Annotated in this window: 8 protein-coding genes; 3 read left to right on the forward strand and 5 right to left on the reverse strand. The window is 69.0% G+C overall.

The window, feature by feature from the left end:
* Positions 1 to 35: 35 nt before the first annotated feature.
* On the reverse strand, positions 36 to 3,707 hold the full coding sequence (locus tag ACYVIO_RS01835; protein ID WP_460648862.1) for a S8 family serine peptidase: 3,672 nt from the start codon (positions 3,705 to 3,707) through the stop codon (positions 36 to 38).
* A 320-nt stretch (positions 3,708 to 4,027) separates the two neighbouring features.
* Positions 4,028 to 4,990 (reverse strand): LLM class F420-dependent oxidoreductase, encoded by a 963-nt coding sequence (locus tag ACYVIO_RS01840; RefSeq protein ID WP_460648863.1) that lies wholly within the window; start codon positions 4,988 to 4,990, stop codon positions 4,028 to 4,030.
* 127 nt (positions 4,991 to 5,117) lie between these two features.
* Between ACYVIO_RS01840 and ACYVIO_RS01845 the strand changes: the two genes are divergently transcribed.
* On the forward strand, positions 5,118 to 5,807 hold the full coding sequence (locus ACYVIO_RS01845) for a hypothetical protein (RefSeq protein ID WP_460648864.1): 690 nt from the start codon (positions 5,118 to 5,120) through the stop codon (positions 5,805 to 5,807).
* 271 nt (positions 5,808 to 6,078) lie between these two features.
* Entirely contained in the window at positions 6,079 to 9,144 is a 3,066-nt protein-coding gene (locus tag ACYVIO_RS01850; RefSeq protein WP_460648865.1) for a glycoside hydrolase family 3 N-terminal domain-containing protein, read from the forward strand.
* 53 nt (positions 9,145 to 9,197) lie between these two features.
* Here ACYVIO_RS01850 and ACYVIO_RS01855 read toward each other — a convergent pair whose 3' ends face one another.
* The 3 genes from ACYVIO_RS01855 to ACYVIO_RS01865 form a co-directional block, all read right to left on the reverse strand.
* Positions 9,198 to 11,354 (reverse strand): MMPL family transporter, encoded by a 2,157-nt coding sequence (locus tag ACYVIO_RS01855; RefSeq protein ID WP_460648866.1) that lies wholly within the window; start codon positions 11,352 to 11,354, stop codon positions 9,198 to 9,200.
* Between the two features lie 131 nt (positions 11,355 to 11,485).
* Positions 11,486 to 12,406 carry a GlxA family transcriptional regulator gene (locus ACYVIO_RS01860; protein WP_460648867.1) on the reverse strand — a complete coding sequence of 307 codons (921 nt, stop codon included), beginning with the start codon at positions 12,404 to 12,406 and terminating at the stop codon, positions 11,486 to 11,488.
* Positions 12,407 to 12,413: 7 nt separating this feature from the next.
* Entirely contained in the window at positions 12,414 to 13,013 is a 600-nt protein-coding gene (locus tag ACYVIO_RS01865; RefSeq protein WP_460648868.1) for a cysteine hydrolase family protein, read from the reverse strand.
* A 349-nt stretch (positions 13,014 to 13,362) separates the two neighbouring features.
* Here ACYVIO_RS01865 and ACYVIO_RS01870 point away from each other — a divergent pair, with 349 nt between their 5' ends.
* Complete coding sequence (locus tag ACYVIO_RS01870; RefSeq protein WP_460648869.1) at positions 13,363 to 14,448, forward strand: aldose epimerase family protein; 1,086 nt, start codon at positions 13,363 to 13,365, stop codon at positions 14,446 to 14,448.
* Positions 14,449 to 14,460: the final 12 nt, after the last annotated feature.

A 14,460-nucleotide genomic window follows, 5' to 3' on the forward strand; every position in this document is an offset into this window, starting at 1 on the left:
CCCTTTCAGTGGTCAAGCGCTTACTTGAGACTTCCTCACTTTGCCGCCCAGGGCTTCTCGATCGTCTGCGTGAGCTTGTTGCCGAGCAGATCGGTGGAGATCACCCGGAGCTTGGCGACCGAGCCGGACGGCACCGTGGTGATGACCTTCCCGCTCAGACCGGCCGGCCACAGCCGGAGCGACTGCCAGTGCTTGCCGTCCACGCTGACCTCGGCCGTCGTACGGAAGAACCCGAGGCCTCGAGCACCCGGCTGGTAGCCCGGCTTCAGCTCCAGCTGCCGACCGCTCAACTTGTAGTCGACCTGCACCAGCGGCAGCACCTCACGCGTCTTCACCGACCCCGAGCGGAACCGCCACTCGGTCTGCGTCGCCGTCGATGTCTTCGCCCAGGTGTCAGGCGCCCGGCGTACGTCGAGACTCAGCTCATACCACGCACTCTTCGCCGGTACGGCGAACTGCGCGACCGACCAGTCCTTCCGCCCGAGCTCCTTGCCGCCACTCGTGAGCTTCAGCAGCGTCTCGTCGCCGCGCATGTCACTCCAGCCGTAGACCGTCCGGTCGCCGTTCACGTGCTGCGGAATCGCGATCCGCAGCGCGTTCTCGAACCGTGCCACCGGCAACCCGTCGATCTCGCTGCCCGTCGCGTCGGGAATCGCCGGCCTCGCGATCGGGGCCCACACGTCGCGGGTCACCCGCTCGTTCGGACGGTAGCTCCGCGCCAGGCTGTACTCGAAGCCCGATTCGTTCCACTCCCCTGCCGACGTCTTGTCGTCCCAGGTCGTACCCGGTGCGTCGGACGCCAGATAGTCGGTCCGGGTCACCGGGCCGGCCACCAGCCGAGTCGATCCCAGGCCTGCGCTCACCCCGGGGAGGTGCGCCGACCGTTGGTCGAAGTGCAGGACGTTGGCATCGACCTTGGCGAAGTTGGTGGTGACGACGGCCGGACGCAGCTTGGCGAAGTCGTAGGTCAGCGGACCCTTGACCTGCTGCGGCCCGACGACGAGGTCGTAGCGGTAGGTGCTGTCCTTCAGACCGGTCAGCTTGACCTGCACCGGGCGCTGCTTCAGCAGCTGCAGCAACCGCGCTCCCTCCTCCTGCCGGAAGAGGTAGAACGGCAGGCCGAGCCAGGCGCCGTCGCTCCAGAAGCCGGGCTGCTCGTTGTACATGAAGACCGCCTTCGCGCCAGCTGCCTTCGCCGCCTCGACCTGCGGCATCGTGTGCTCGAAGTCCACGTAGCGGATCAGCGCGATCTTGCCGCGGACGTCCTTCAGATCCTCCGGCCGTCCGTCGCCGGCGTTGACGAGCTGCAGCGTCTCGGTGCCGACGTACCCGACGTCGCCGCCGTCCCGCGGAGTCGGCAGTCGGAAGCCACCGGTGCCGAGGACGTCGGCGGTCAGCTTCGGCTGCGCCAGGTCCCAGCGCTGGACCGCGCGGGCCGTACCGTCCTGCACCTTGCCGAAGTCACCGACGTACACGTTGCCGCTGACTTCCCGGTCGTAGCCGAACCCCGACACGGCCTCGCGCTCACCGGTCTTGCGGTGCCAGGCGATGCCGAAGTTCTCCAGCTCGGCACGCTGCGGCGTCTTCACGGTCACCAGATGGGCCTTGCGGGCGTCGAAGACGAACGTCCGGTCGCCGCTGATCCTCACCTCCGGCGCACCGAGCAGGGCGACGCCGTTGACCCAGCCGGTCTGGTCGGCACTCATCACGTACGCCATCACGGCGTACCGACCGGTCGGGACGTCCAGCGTGCGCTGACCGTTTTCGTCGAAGACGATGCCATTAATGTCGCCGGTGTCGAGATTCCACAGCTGGACGCCGCTGTTCGCCGCGACGGTCGGCCGCGCGGGCTTGCCGTTCCGGCCGATTCCCTTCACGGTCACCTGGTGCAGGCGACCGCCGGCGGCAAAGCCCAGACCAGTCCTGTACGACGTACCGCCGGCTGCGCGGGCGACCAGCTCCCCCGCGTACTTCGCGGGCCCGGTCGTCGCCAGATCGAGCCGCACCGTCGCCGCGGCCGACCCTCCCGCCGGAACCACAAGTCTGCTCGGCGTCACAGCAAGGGACGCGCTGACGCCGCCCGGCGACTTGGCCTCCACGGACAGGTCCAGCGTCACCGCCTTGTCAGATGTGTTGCTGTAGGCAACCTTCCGCTCGACCGGCTTCGGGGCCGTACCGGTCCAGGAGACGTCACCGAAGAACACGTTCGCCGTGTCCGCCAGGATCTTCGGGTCCAGCGCCCGCGGAATGTCGATCCGCCCGAGCCCCTGCGCCGCCGTCGCCGTGCCCTTGCTCGGCACCGCGGTCGTCGCCAGCGCCGCCTTCAGCTGCTGACCGGTCCACTCCGGGTGCCGCTGCGCCAGGATCGCCGCCGCGCCGGCGACGTGCGGCGTCGCCATCGACGTACCGCTCATCGCCGTGTAGCGCTCGTCGACGATGTGCCCCTGCTCGGTCCCGGCCGCGCGCGCCGCCACGATCTCGACGCCCGGCGCGGTCACCTCCGGCTTGAGCGCTCCGTCGCCGAGGCGCGGTCCACGGCTGGAGAACGGCGCGAGCTTGTCGTCGCGGTCCACCGCGCCGACCGTCAGCGCGGCCGCCGCCGCCCCCGGCGTACCGACGGACTCCTCCATCCCGGCGTTGCCAGCAGCAACGACGAACAGCGCGCCGCTGGACTCCGACAGCCGGTCCACGGCCTCGCTCATCGGGTCGGTGCCGTCCGACGGCAGACCGCCGAGGCTCATGCTGACCACCTTGGCGCCCTGCTGGACCGCCCACTCCATCCCGGCGATCGCCTCGGAGTCGAGCCCGCCGCCGCTGTTGTCGAGGACCTTGCCGACCAGCAGTTCAGCACCTGGCGCGACGCCCTTGCGCTTCCCGCCGGACGCCGTACCGAGTCCGGCGACGGTCGACGCGACGTGCGTGCCGTGCCCGTGGCCGTCCTGGACCGTCTGCTCGGGGACGAAGCTGGCCTCGCCGATCACCTTCTTCTTGAGATCCGGGTGGCCCGCGTCGTACCCGGTGTCCAGCACGGCGACCTTCACGCCGCGTCCGTCGTACGACGAACGCCAGGCGGCCGGCGCACCGATCTGCGCGGTGGAGCGGTCGAGCGTCGCGTGCGTCCGGCCGTCGAGCCAGATCTTGCCGACGCCGCTCGCGCTGCTCAGGGTCTGGTTGCCCGCGATCCCCTGCCAGAACTGCTTGGCCTGCGCCTTCTCGATCGAGACGGCGGTGGTGCCGACGCTCGCCAGGGTCATCCGGCGGGTCGTGCCCTCGGGAGCGGCCGGCGCGCTGGAGCCGCTGAGCAGGACGGGCAGCTTGGCCGTGCTCGCGTCGTCGTACCCCTGCTCGGCGAGCAGGCTCAGGTTGAAGAGGCGGCGATCCAGCTTCCCGGCGGTGAACAGCGAGTACGCCGCCGCCGGGACGACCGTGAGCTCGCCGTCGAAGTCACCGAAGTAGTAGTTGCTGCCGTCCACCAACCGGCCGCTGCGGCTGCCGTCGGCGGAGACGGTCAGCTCGGCGACGTCACCGGTGACCAGGGTGATCCGGTACGACGAAGCACCCGGTGTGGCGTGACCGGTGGCGCCGGTTCTGGGAGGGGTCCCGGCGCCACCGGTGGACTGTGCTCGGGCCTGGAGCGGTACGACGACCACCAGGGTTCCGACGATCACCGAGCTGAGCATGCTGGTCGCGCGTCGTGACCACCGCATCGTGGGGCTCCTCACCGGGGCCCGACGGGCGCGGGGCCACCGATTCTCGAGCCTCGCAGTTGCCTTCGGCCACGGTCCACGAATCGGGCTGACCTGAACCCGTCATGGCCGGTACCAGTCACCCGACCCCGTACGCCCTCCGCCCCGCTCCCACCCCGGTTGGGCCCCCACCCCCAACCGCAACCAAACCGAGACCGCCGCACTCCCCAGGCCGCATTTCATGGGTTAACCCATGAAATGGACCGTTGGCCCGCCGAATTCCGGTGGGCCAACGGTCCATTTGGTGGGTTAACCCACCAAACGCCCAGGGGTCGCGTCGATCAGGCGAAGCGCTTGGCGACCCGCTCGACCCGGTCGACCAGGTCCAGGTCGTAGGCGACACCGGGCACGTAGAAGATCACGTAGTCGGCGCCGGCCTCGAGGGCGGCCTCGACCTTGAGCGCGATCTCGTCCTCGGTCGCGATCGTGTTGTCGTTGCTGAACTTGTCCCAGTTCTGCGGACCGCGGGCCTTCTCGGTCGCCTTCTTCGGGTCGTCACCGGCGTCGATCGGGAACACGTTCAGCCCGGTCGACTTGGTGATCTCGTCGTAGTCGCGGCCGACCTTCTCGCAGTGACCGCGCAGGATCGCGGCCTTCTCCTTGATCACCTCGGGGTTGCCGCCGCCGATGTTCGCCGCGTCGGCGTACTGGGCGACCAGCTTCAGCGTGACCTGCGGGCCACCGCCGCCGATCCAGAACTGCGGCCGCGTGTTGCCGGCGCCCTTCGGCAGGTTGATCGGGCCGTCGATCGAGTAGTGCTTGCCGTTGTAGACCGGCTTGTCCTCGGTCCACATCTTCCAGATGATCTCGGTGGCCTCACGGAACGCGGCCATCCGCGGCTTCACGTCGGTCCACTCGTAGCCGTAGGCCTTCCACTCGTGCTCGTACCAGCCCGCGCCGATCCCGGCGTACAGGCGGCCGTGGCTGGCGACGTCGACGGTGGACGCGATCTTCGCGTAGAGCGCCGGGTTGCGGTAGCCGTTGCAGCCGACCATCTGGCCGATGTTCACCCGCTTGGTGTCGCGAGCGAGCGCGGCGGTCGCCGACCAGCACTCGAACGTCGTGTTGTCACTCGGCTCCGGCACCGTGTGGAAGTGGTCGAACAACCAGATCGAGTCCCAGGATCCCTCGTCGGCCCGCTTGGCGACGTCCGTCATCGCCTCCCACTGCTCGACCGGGTCGGCGATCCCGGTCAGGTCCATCTTCCAGCCTTGCGGAACAAAAATCCCGAAACGTGAAGTCATGCCCCCATCCTTTCCCGGGCCGCTGAACCGGTCCACCACCTGACGGACGGGATTCCTTCTCAGTTCCAGCACCGCGGCTTCTCAATCAGCCCGAACCCAGGGCCCGTACGCGACGTCGTACCCGGCGATGAACAAGTTCGATCACCTCTTCGCGACCGCCGGTCCGCTGATCGCCGCCGGGCAGCACGGCGTCGACCTCCCCCTCGTCGAGAACGGCGAACGCTGGCCGGTCAGCGCGGTCTTCCGCGTCGCCCCCACCGATCCCGTCGCCCCGCGCCTGGACGCACTGACCCTCGAGGCCGCGTCGATCGCCGGCCCGGGCCACCTCCAGACGGGGCAACTCGGCTCCGCCCACTTCACCATCCGAGCCCTCGAGCGCTACCGCGAGGTCGTCGACCCCGCCGAGCCCCTCATCCAGCGCTACACCACAGCCCTCCGCACCGCCGCCGCCCAGGTCGGCCCCGCCCGCTTCACCCTCACCGGCCTGATCCTCACCCGAGGCACCGTGATGGTCTGCGCGCGTCCCCTGGACGACCAGCCCGACCACCTCCAGAAGCTGTACGCCGAAGCCCTGGGCCCCGACGGCTGGCTCGAAGGCGACGAGCCACGCGACATCTGGTACATCAACCTCCTGCACTTCGCCGCCCCCATCCCGTCCCCCACCGCCCTGATCGACTGGGTCACCACCCACCGTGACCACCCCCTCGGCGAGCTCACCATCCCCACCGCCGAACTGGTCCGCTTCCGCCACGAGGACGGGCCCAGGCCGTACCGCCGTCCCGAGCAGCTGACCACCGTCCGCCTCTCAGGTACCTGACATACACGAGGAGAGCGCCGCGCGTGACCGGTCTTGCGGTGTGAGAGCGCTCTAGTTCCGGAACCGGTGGGCTCTTGACCGCGGGGTTGGGAGGGCTGAGCATCGGGCGCGACACGGGTGTGAGGCACCTGTGCGGAGAAGTCAGGAGTCGCCCATGCCCAGGTGGCCAGGTGTTCGTGTTCGGCGTCGGACGGTGGGGGTGACGGCTCTCGCGGTGGTGGCGGGGTTGTTGCCGTTGGGGGTGGCTTCGCAGGCTGCGGCGGATGACCCTGTGCCTACGGTGCTGGCCGCCTTCGAGGGGGCTGAGCCGTTCGCTTCGCCGCCCAACCCGGGGATCTTCGGGTGGGGCAGTGACGCCGACGACCCGCCGACGATGGAGCTGCAGGCTCGCGACGATGCGCCGGCCGGCGAGAAGGTCCTGCACGGGACCTACAACGTCAGCGGGTACGGCGGGTTCAGTCACGACATCACGTTCGACCAGAACCCGGGCAACTGGTCGGCGTACAAGGGCCTCCGGTTCTGGTGGTACGGGCAGAACACCGCGCCGCTGCCGCCCGGCTCGGGCAAGCGGATCTTCTTCGAGATCAAGGACGGCGGCGCGAACGCCGAGGCGTCGGAGCTGTGGAACACCAGCTTCACCGACGACTGGCAGGGCTGGCACCTGGTCGAGATCCCGTTCAGCGACCTGGCCTACCGCGGCGACTACCAGCCGGTCGGCGGGATCGACCAGATCCTTAACCTGACCCAGATGTGGGGCTACGCGTTCACGATGCCGGTCGGGACTCCTGGTGAGTTCGCGATCGACCAGATCGAGATCTACGGCAAGGCCGACCCGGCGCTCAAGGCGAGCGTGGTCACCGACGCCGGCGTCTACCCGGTCAAGGAGGGCGGCACCGCGCAGGTCAAGGTGTCCGTCGCGACCACCGGCAGCACGCCGCTGGAAGAGCCGGTCACGGTCGACTTCCGCAGTGGAACCGGTACGGCGGGCGCCGACGACTACAACCCGGTCTCCGGCGCGTTCACCTTCCCGGCCGGTACGCCGTCCGGTACGTCGCACACCGTGCAGGTCGTCACCCGCAAGGACCGGTCGGCCGAGGCCGCCGAGACGATCCCGGTCGAGCTGACCGTCACCGGCGCGAAGGCCCCGGCGACCCAGCCGGTCGTCGTGATCGACGCGCACGACCTGCCGTACCTGAACAAGAACCTGCCGATCAAGACCCGGGTCAACGACCTCGTGCAGCGGATGACACTGGCCGAGAAGGTCGGCCAGATGACCCAGGCCGAGCGGAACGCGGTCCGGACCAAGTCCGACATCGCGACGTACGCGCTGGGTTCGCTGCTGTCCGGCGGCGGCTCGGTGCCGACCCCGAACACTCCGGCCTCGTGGGCCGCGATGATCGACAGCTTCCAGCTGAACGCGCAGGCCACCCGCCTGCAGATTCCGCTGATCTACGGCGTCGACGCGGTGCACGGGCACAACAACGTGATCGGCGCGACGATCCTGCCGCACAACATCGGCATGGGCGCCACCCGCGACCCGGACCTGTCCCGGCGGACCGGTGAGGTCGCTGCGACCGAGGTGCGCGCGACCGGCATCCCGTGGGACTTCGCGCCGTGCGTCTGCGTCGTCCGCGACGACCGTTGGGGCCGTGCGTACGAGGGCTTCGGCGAGGACCCGGCCCTGGTCAAGGCGATGGCGACCGTGATCACCGGTATGCAGGGCAAGGCCGACGGCAGCCAGCTCAAGCAGAACAACCACGTGCTCGCGAGCGCGAAGCACTACGTCGGCGACGGCGGTACGACGTACGGCTCGTCGACGACCGGCTCGTACAAGATCGACCAGGGCGTCACCGAGGTGACGAAGCAGGAGCTCGAGGCGATCCACCTCGACCCGTTCAAGACGTCGGTCGACCTCGGCGTCGGGACCGTGATGCCGTCGTACTCGAGCGTCGACATCATCGGTGACGACAAGGGCCCGGTGAAGATGCACGGCAACGCCGAACTGATCAACGGCGTGCTGAAGAACCGGATGGGCTTCGACGGTTTCGTGATCTCCGACTGGCAGGCGATCGACCAGCTGCCGGGCGACTACGCCAGCGACATCCGGACGTCGATCAACGCCGGGCTGGACATGATCATGGTGCCGACCCGGTACCAGGAGTTCACCCAGGGCCTGACCACCGAGGTCACCGATGGCCGCGTCGCGCAGTCCCGCGTGGACGACGCCGTACGGCGGATCCTGGAGCAGAAGTTCAAGCTCGGCCTGTTCGAGAAGCCGTACTCCGACACGAGCAAGCTGGCCGAGATCGGTGGCGCGAAGCACCGGGCGGTCGGTCGCGAGGCTGCGGCCAAGTCGCAGGTACTGCTGAAGAACGACGGCAACGTGCTGCCGCTGAAGTCGACGGCCAAGGTGTACATTGCCGGAAGCAACGCCAACGACCTGGGCAACCAGCTCGGCGGCTGGAGCATCAGCTGGCAGGGCGGTTCCGGCACGCCGACGACCGGTACGACGATCCTGGCCGGCATCCAGCAGAACGTGCCGACGGCAACGTTCAGCCAGGACGCGTCGGCTCCGCTCGAAGGCCACGACGTCGGTGTCGTGGTGGTCGGCGAACGCCCGTACGCCGAGGGAATCGGTGACGTCGGCAACGGCCACGACCTGTTGCTCAGCGACGCCGACAGGGCCGCGGTCGACAAGGTCTGCGCGGCGATGAAGTGCGCTGTCCTCGTGGTCTCCGGTCGGCCGCAGGTCGTCGCGGACCAGCTGGGTGAGATCGACGCGCTGGTCGCGTCGTGGCTGCCCGGCACCGAAGGCGCCGGCGTTGCCGACGTGCTGTTCGGCAAGAAGCCGTTCAGCGGGCGGCTCCCCGTCACCTGGCCGAAGTCGGAGGCGCAGCAGCCGATCAACGTCGGCGACGCGTCGTACGACCCGCAGTACCCGTACGGCTGGGGTCTGACCACGCAGGCGGCGGCTCGGCAGAAGTTGCTGGACGCAAAGATCGCCCTGCTGCGCAAGGGCCTGCTGGACCCGAACGTGCTGGTCGCGGCGATCTCGATCGACGTCGCGCTGCACGTCAAGGACTGGTCCGGGCCGCAGGCGACGACCGCGCTGGCGGCGCTGACCGCGGCAGGCAAGGCGTTGCAGCGCAGCCGGGTGGACGGGTTCGCCGAGGACGACGCGGTGGTCGCGGCGGCCCGGTGGATCGCGCAGGACCAGATCGGGCAGAACCTGGACGCCTCGGTGTCCAAGCTCACCGCCGACGCAGAGCACCTGGCGCTGACCGGTGATCTGGGCGGTGCGATCGCGAAGCTCGCGGCGGCGTACAAGCTGAAGTAGAACGTGACGACGGGGGCCCTGGGCAGCAGTTGCCCAGGGCCCCCGTCGTTCTGTCAGACCGTAACCAGCTCGCGTTCCGGCCGCTCGTCCTTGGCGACCTTGACCAGCTTGTTCGGCCACCAGGCCTTCCGGCCGAGCAGGACCAGGATGGCCGGCAGCATCACGATCCGGACCAGCGTCGCGTCGACCAGTACGGCGACCGCCAGGCCGACGCCCATCTGCTTCATCTCGATCATCCCGAGCGTCGCGAAGAGCGCGAACACCGAGACCATCACCGCGGCCGCACTCGTCACGACACCGGCCGACTCGATGATCCCCCGGCGGACGGCCTCGGCCGGAGCCAGGCCTTCCTGCACGGCCTCGCGGATCCGGCCGAGCACGAACACGTGGTAGTCCATCGACAGCCCGATCAGGATCACGAACAGGAACAGCGGGATCCACGAGATGACGAATCCGGGCGAGGTGAAGTCGAGCAGACCCTCGGCCCAGGTGTGCTGGAAGACCAGCGACAGGGCGCCGAAGCAGACGGCGACCGAGGCCAGGTTGAGCAGCGTCGTGACGATCGCGATCGCCGGGCTGCGGAAGGTGAACAGCATCATCAGCAGCGTCAGTCCGAGGACGAACGCGATCACGTACGGCAGCTTGTCGCGCTGGTTGGCGCCGTAGTCGACCCCGCTGGCGGTCTCACCACCGACCGCCCAGGTTGCTCCGGGCACCTTGTCGAACGCTGCCGGCACGAGCGTGTCCCGCAGCTGGTTGAGCGCGACCTTCGCGTCTTCGCTGGTGTCCGGCAGGACCGAGACCAGGGTCAGTACGGCGGTGTCGCCGGCCGTCCGAACCGCCGGGCCGGGCGGTACGACGAACTGTCCGTTGGCGACGGCTGCGCGCTGCAGAGTTGCCAGGGCCTCGACCGGCGCCTTGCCCTCGCCCTTCGCGACGACGTCGTACGCCATGCCCTCGGAGGGGAAGTTCGCCTGCAGTTGCTGCATCGTCTTCACCTCGGGAATGCTGTCCGGCAGGGTGTTCAGGCCACCCGGGTCGGTCTTCATGCCGAGCGCCGGTACGGCGAGCGCGACCACTGCGGCGGTCGAGATCAGCAGGGCGAGCTTCGGGAAGCGCAGAACCGGGGCGACGAGGCGGCGGCTGATTCCGCCGGGACCGATGCGCCTGTTGAGCCGCCAGATGAGCGGGACGCGCGGACGGTCGACGCGGTGGCCGAGCTTGGCCAGCAGGGCCGGCAGGACGGTGAGCGAACCGAGTACCGCGACTGCGACGACGACGATGGTGGCGGTGGCCATCGAGGAGAAGACCGGGTCCTGTGCGACGTACAGGCCGGCCATCGAGACGATGACCGCGAGACCGGAGACAACCACCGAGTGTCCCGACGTGGCCGCGGCGATCTCGACCGCGTCGACGGTGCTGTGACCGCGGCGGCGTTCTTCGCGTTCGCGCTTGAGGTAGAACAGCGAGTAGTCGACGCCGACCGCCATGCCGATCAGCAGGACGACGTTGGCGACCGAGCCGCCGTCGGGGAACAGGTAGGACAGCGGTGCGTAGAAGCCGAGGGCCGCACCGACGGCCGAGAACGCCAGCAGGACAGGGATTCCGGCCGCGATCAGGGCACCGAAGACGAGCAGCATCAGGGCGAAGGTGATCGGCAGGCTGAGCTTCTCGGCCTTGGCCAGGTCGCTGCCGACCTGCTTCCAGATGCCCGCGTCGAGGGATGCCGCGCCGGTCTGCTGGATGGTCAGGCCTTGGTTGGTCTTCTGTACGTCGGTCGTCGCGGCGACGAGTTTCTCGACGTTGTCCGCGGCGTCGTCGGCGCTGCCCTTCAGCTCGATCGGGAGCAGGGCGGCCTTGCCGTTCTCAGCCCAGACCGGGTCGCCGACGGTGTCGACGGAGTCGATCGCGGTCAGCTTCTGCTTCAGCTGCGCCAGGGCGGTGGTCGCCTCGGCGCGGTTGAGCGGTCCGTCGGGATCGGTGACCAGGACGGTCTCACTCGGCTTGCCTTCGAGGCCTGCCTTCTGGATCAGCTCCGCGGCCTGCCCGGACTGCCCGACCCAGGTGTCGGCGGCTTTCGTCGTCTGCTTCGGAACCATCACGGACAACCCGACCGCGACGGCGACGAGGATCAGCCACAAGCCGATCGCCCGCCAAGGATGGGTAGCACTCCACCGCGCGGCCCGCACGGTCACGGATCCCCTGCTCATACTTGCGCCCTCTCGCCAACCCCGCCCGGACTCTCTGCCCGCCTACCAAGAGCCTGTCGGCAAACAGCACAGTTCTCAGGAGACGCAGCCCCCCATGAGAGGTAGGGGAAAGTCCACCCTGCGGCAGCAGCTCAGGCTGTTGCCGCCGGCGTGCGGGAGCGGAGGCGGCGGAGCATTCGGGGGTCTTCGAAGCCGACTACTCGCGAGGCCGACTCGACTGTGGTGCCGTGGGCTATGAGGTGTTCGGCTCGTTCCAGCCTCAGGAGTTGCTGGTAGCGCAGGGGTGTCAGACCGGTAGCGGCGGTGAAGACTCGGGTGAGGGTGCGTTCGCTGACGCCGGCGGCTCGGGCGAGGTCCGACAGCGGCAGGCGGTCGGCGTACCGGCTGTCGATGACGTCCTGGACCCGGTGGGCGAGATCGCTGAGGTGACCGCGGTGGCGGAGCATCGCGCTCTCCTGGAGCTCGTCACCGTTGCGCCGGGCGTAGACGACCATCTCCCGCGCGACCCTGGCCGCCGCGACCGCGCCGTGCTCGACGGCGACCAGGTGCAGCGCGAGGTCGATCCCGCTCGCGATCCCCGCGGACGTGATCACGCGCTCGTCCATCACGTACAGGACGTCCCGCACGATGCTCGCCCTCGGGTACCGCGCCGCGAGCTCGTCGGTCAGATCGTGGTGCGTCGTATAACGCCGCCCATCAAGCAACCCAGCGGCACCCAACGCGTCAGCCCCCGAGCACACACTCGCGACCGACCCACCCGACGCGTGATGCGTCCGCAGCACCTGCTTGGTGCGTGCCGAGATCGGCGGCCACGGCGACAACCGCGGTGACCGCCAGCCCGGTACGACGATCAGGTCGTCCCGCCCGAGATCCGGCCACGACAGCGACGCCTTGACCGGTACGCCCTGCGCCGTCGACACCTCCTCGACCTCGGCGACGTAGTGCAACGTGTAGCCGTACCCGAGATCGGCGGCCGTCGAGAACACCTGCGCCGGCCCGGCGAGATCGAGCAGGTGCAGTCGGGGGACCAGGAAGAAGACAACCTTGCGCATGATCCGGTCAGGATCCCACAAGGATCCCGGCCTGCTCGTCGAGCGTCCGGATGGTGGCGAACCGTCCCGCCAGCGCGTACTCCGTCCGCTCCACGACCACCGCCGGCATCAGCGTCCGCGGGTCAGCCAGCACCTCTTCCAGCGAGGCGTCGAACGGCAGCGTCCAGTGCGGCAGCGGTGTCGTCGCGGTCGCCTCGGTCACGAACACCACGTCGTACCCGAGATCCGACGCGACCCGCGTGGTCGTCTCGCAGCACTGCTCGGTGCGGATCCCGCTGATCACGACCTCGCGGATCCCGTGCTGCGTGAGCACCTGCTGCAGATTCGTGGTGGTGAAGGCGTTGTGCGACGTCTTGCGGATCACCGGCTCGCCGTCGCGCGGCTCGAGCCCCTCGATCAGCCGGACGTGCCCGTTCTCCGGGTCGAACGCGCCGCCGGTCCCGGGCTCGGCGTGCAGCACCCACACGACCAGATCCCCGCGCTCACGCGAGGCGGCGACGAGCCGGTTGACCCGGTCGGCGATATCGGGGTGGTTCACGGCCTGCCAGTTCGGCCGGACGCGGAAGGACTCCTGGACGTCGATCACGATCAGCGCTGTCTGTGTCATGCCTCCAGCCTCCTCGTACGACTTACGACGCGACAGGCATCATCGCGCCGCGCGGCGGACCGATCCGGTCAAACCATCGACCACCGATCGACCGCGCCGCCAGTCATCGGACGAATCCGAACGGTTACGAACTGTTCCAAACATCGCGCAACGGTGCTTACAGTGCCCGGGGCGGTGTGAGAACGCTCTCGCCGCCCACCGCCCAACCGACTGAGGGGACTTCATGACTGATCACCTGCCTCGTCGCCATGTCCTGCGAACCGCCGGCGCGCTCGGCCTCGGCGCCGTCACGGCCGGGGCCCTGACCAGCCCCGCCGGTGCCGAACCGGCGGCTACTACAGTCGCGTCCATGGGTTCACACCACGGCCGCCTGTCCATCCGCAAGGACCCGTTCGGCACCACCCCGGAAGGGGTCGGCGTCGACGTGTACACCTTCAGCAACGGTCGAGTGACCGTTTCGATGCTCACCTGGGGTGCCACCATCCAGCGGGTCGAGACCCCGGACCGCCGGGGCCGCACCGAGAACATCAGCCTCGGCTTCGACAACCTGCCCGACTACGCCGCACTCAGCCCGTACTTCGGCGCCACCATCGGCCGGTACGGCAACCGGATCGCCAAGGGCCAGTTCTCGATCGACGGGAACGACTACCAGATCCCGGTCAACAACGGCGAGAACGCGCTGCACGGCGGCACGCTGGGCTTCGACAAGAAGGTCTGGAAGGCGAAGGTCGTGCAGACCTCGTCGCACGTCGGGGTCGCGTTCAGCTACGTCAGCCCGGACGGCGAGATGGGCTTCCCGGGCACGTTGACCACCACGGTCACGTACACGCTCGACTTCGACGACGACCTGCGGATCGACTACCACGCGACCGTCGCGGGCAAGCCGACCATCGTCAACCTGACCAACCACGTCTACTTCAACCTCGCCGGTGAGGGCAGCGGCTCGATCGAGGGCCACGTGCTCGAACTGAACGCCCCGTCGTACACGCCGGTAGACGCGGGCCTGATCCCGACCGGCGAGATCGCCCCGGTCGCCGGTACGCCGTTCGACTTCCGCCGGCCGACCGCGATCGGCAAGCGGCTGCGTGAGGACCACCCCCAACTGGTGGTCGGGCGTGGGTACGACCACAACTTCGTGCTCGCCAGCAAGACCGACCACGACGGACTGCGGTTCGCCGGCCGGTTCTGGGAGCCGGACAGCGGCCGGACGGTCTCGGTCCGTACGGCGGAGCCCGGCGCGCAGTTCTACAGCGGCAACTTCCTCGACGGCACCTTCCAGGGGATCGGTGGCAAGACCTACCGCCAGGGCGACGCCTTCGCGTTCGAGACGCAGCACTTCCCCGACTCCCCCAACCAGCCGAACTTCCCGTCGACGGTTCTGCGCCCCGGCCAGACCTACTCGACCCGCACGATCTACTCCTTCGGCACCAAGTAGCCCGTCGGCCCC

The sequence above is a fragment of the Kribbella endophytica genome, from assembly GCF_054781295.1.

Excerpts from the sequence above, each read along its gene's own strand:
- ACYVIO_RS01835 (WP_460648862.1), bottom strand. The coding sequence starts at position 3,707 with ATGCGGTGGTCACGACGCGCGACCAGCATGCTCAGCTCGGTGATCGTC.
- ACYVIO_RS01840 (WP_460648863.1), bottom strand. The coding sequence starts at position 4,990 with ATGACTTCACGTTTCGGGATTTTTGTTCCGCAAGGCTGGAAGATGGAC.
- ACYVIO_RS01845 (WP_460648864.1), top strand. The coding sequence starts at position 5,118 with ATGAACAAGTTCGATCACCTCTTCGCGACCGCCGGTCCGCTGATCGCC.
- ACYVIO_RS01855 (WP_460648866.1), bottom strand. The coding sequence starts at position 11,354 with ATGAGCAGGGGATCCGTGACCGTGCGGGCCGCGCGGTGGAGTGCTACC.
- ACYVIO_RS01860 (WP_460648867.1), bottom strand. The coding sequence starts at position 12,406 with ATGCGCAAGGTTGTCTTCTTCCTGGTCCCCCGACTGCACCTGCTCGAT.
- ACYVIO_RS01865 (WP_460648868.1), bottom strand. The coding sequence starts at position 13,013 with ATGACACAGACAGCGCTGATCGTGATCGACGTCCAGGAGTCCTTCCGC.
- ACYVIO_RS01870 (WP_460648869.1), top strand. The coding sequence starts at position 13,363 with ATGGGTTCACACCACGGCCGCCTGTCCATCCGCAAGGACCCGTTCGGC.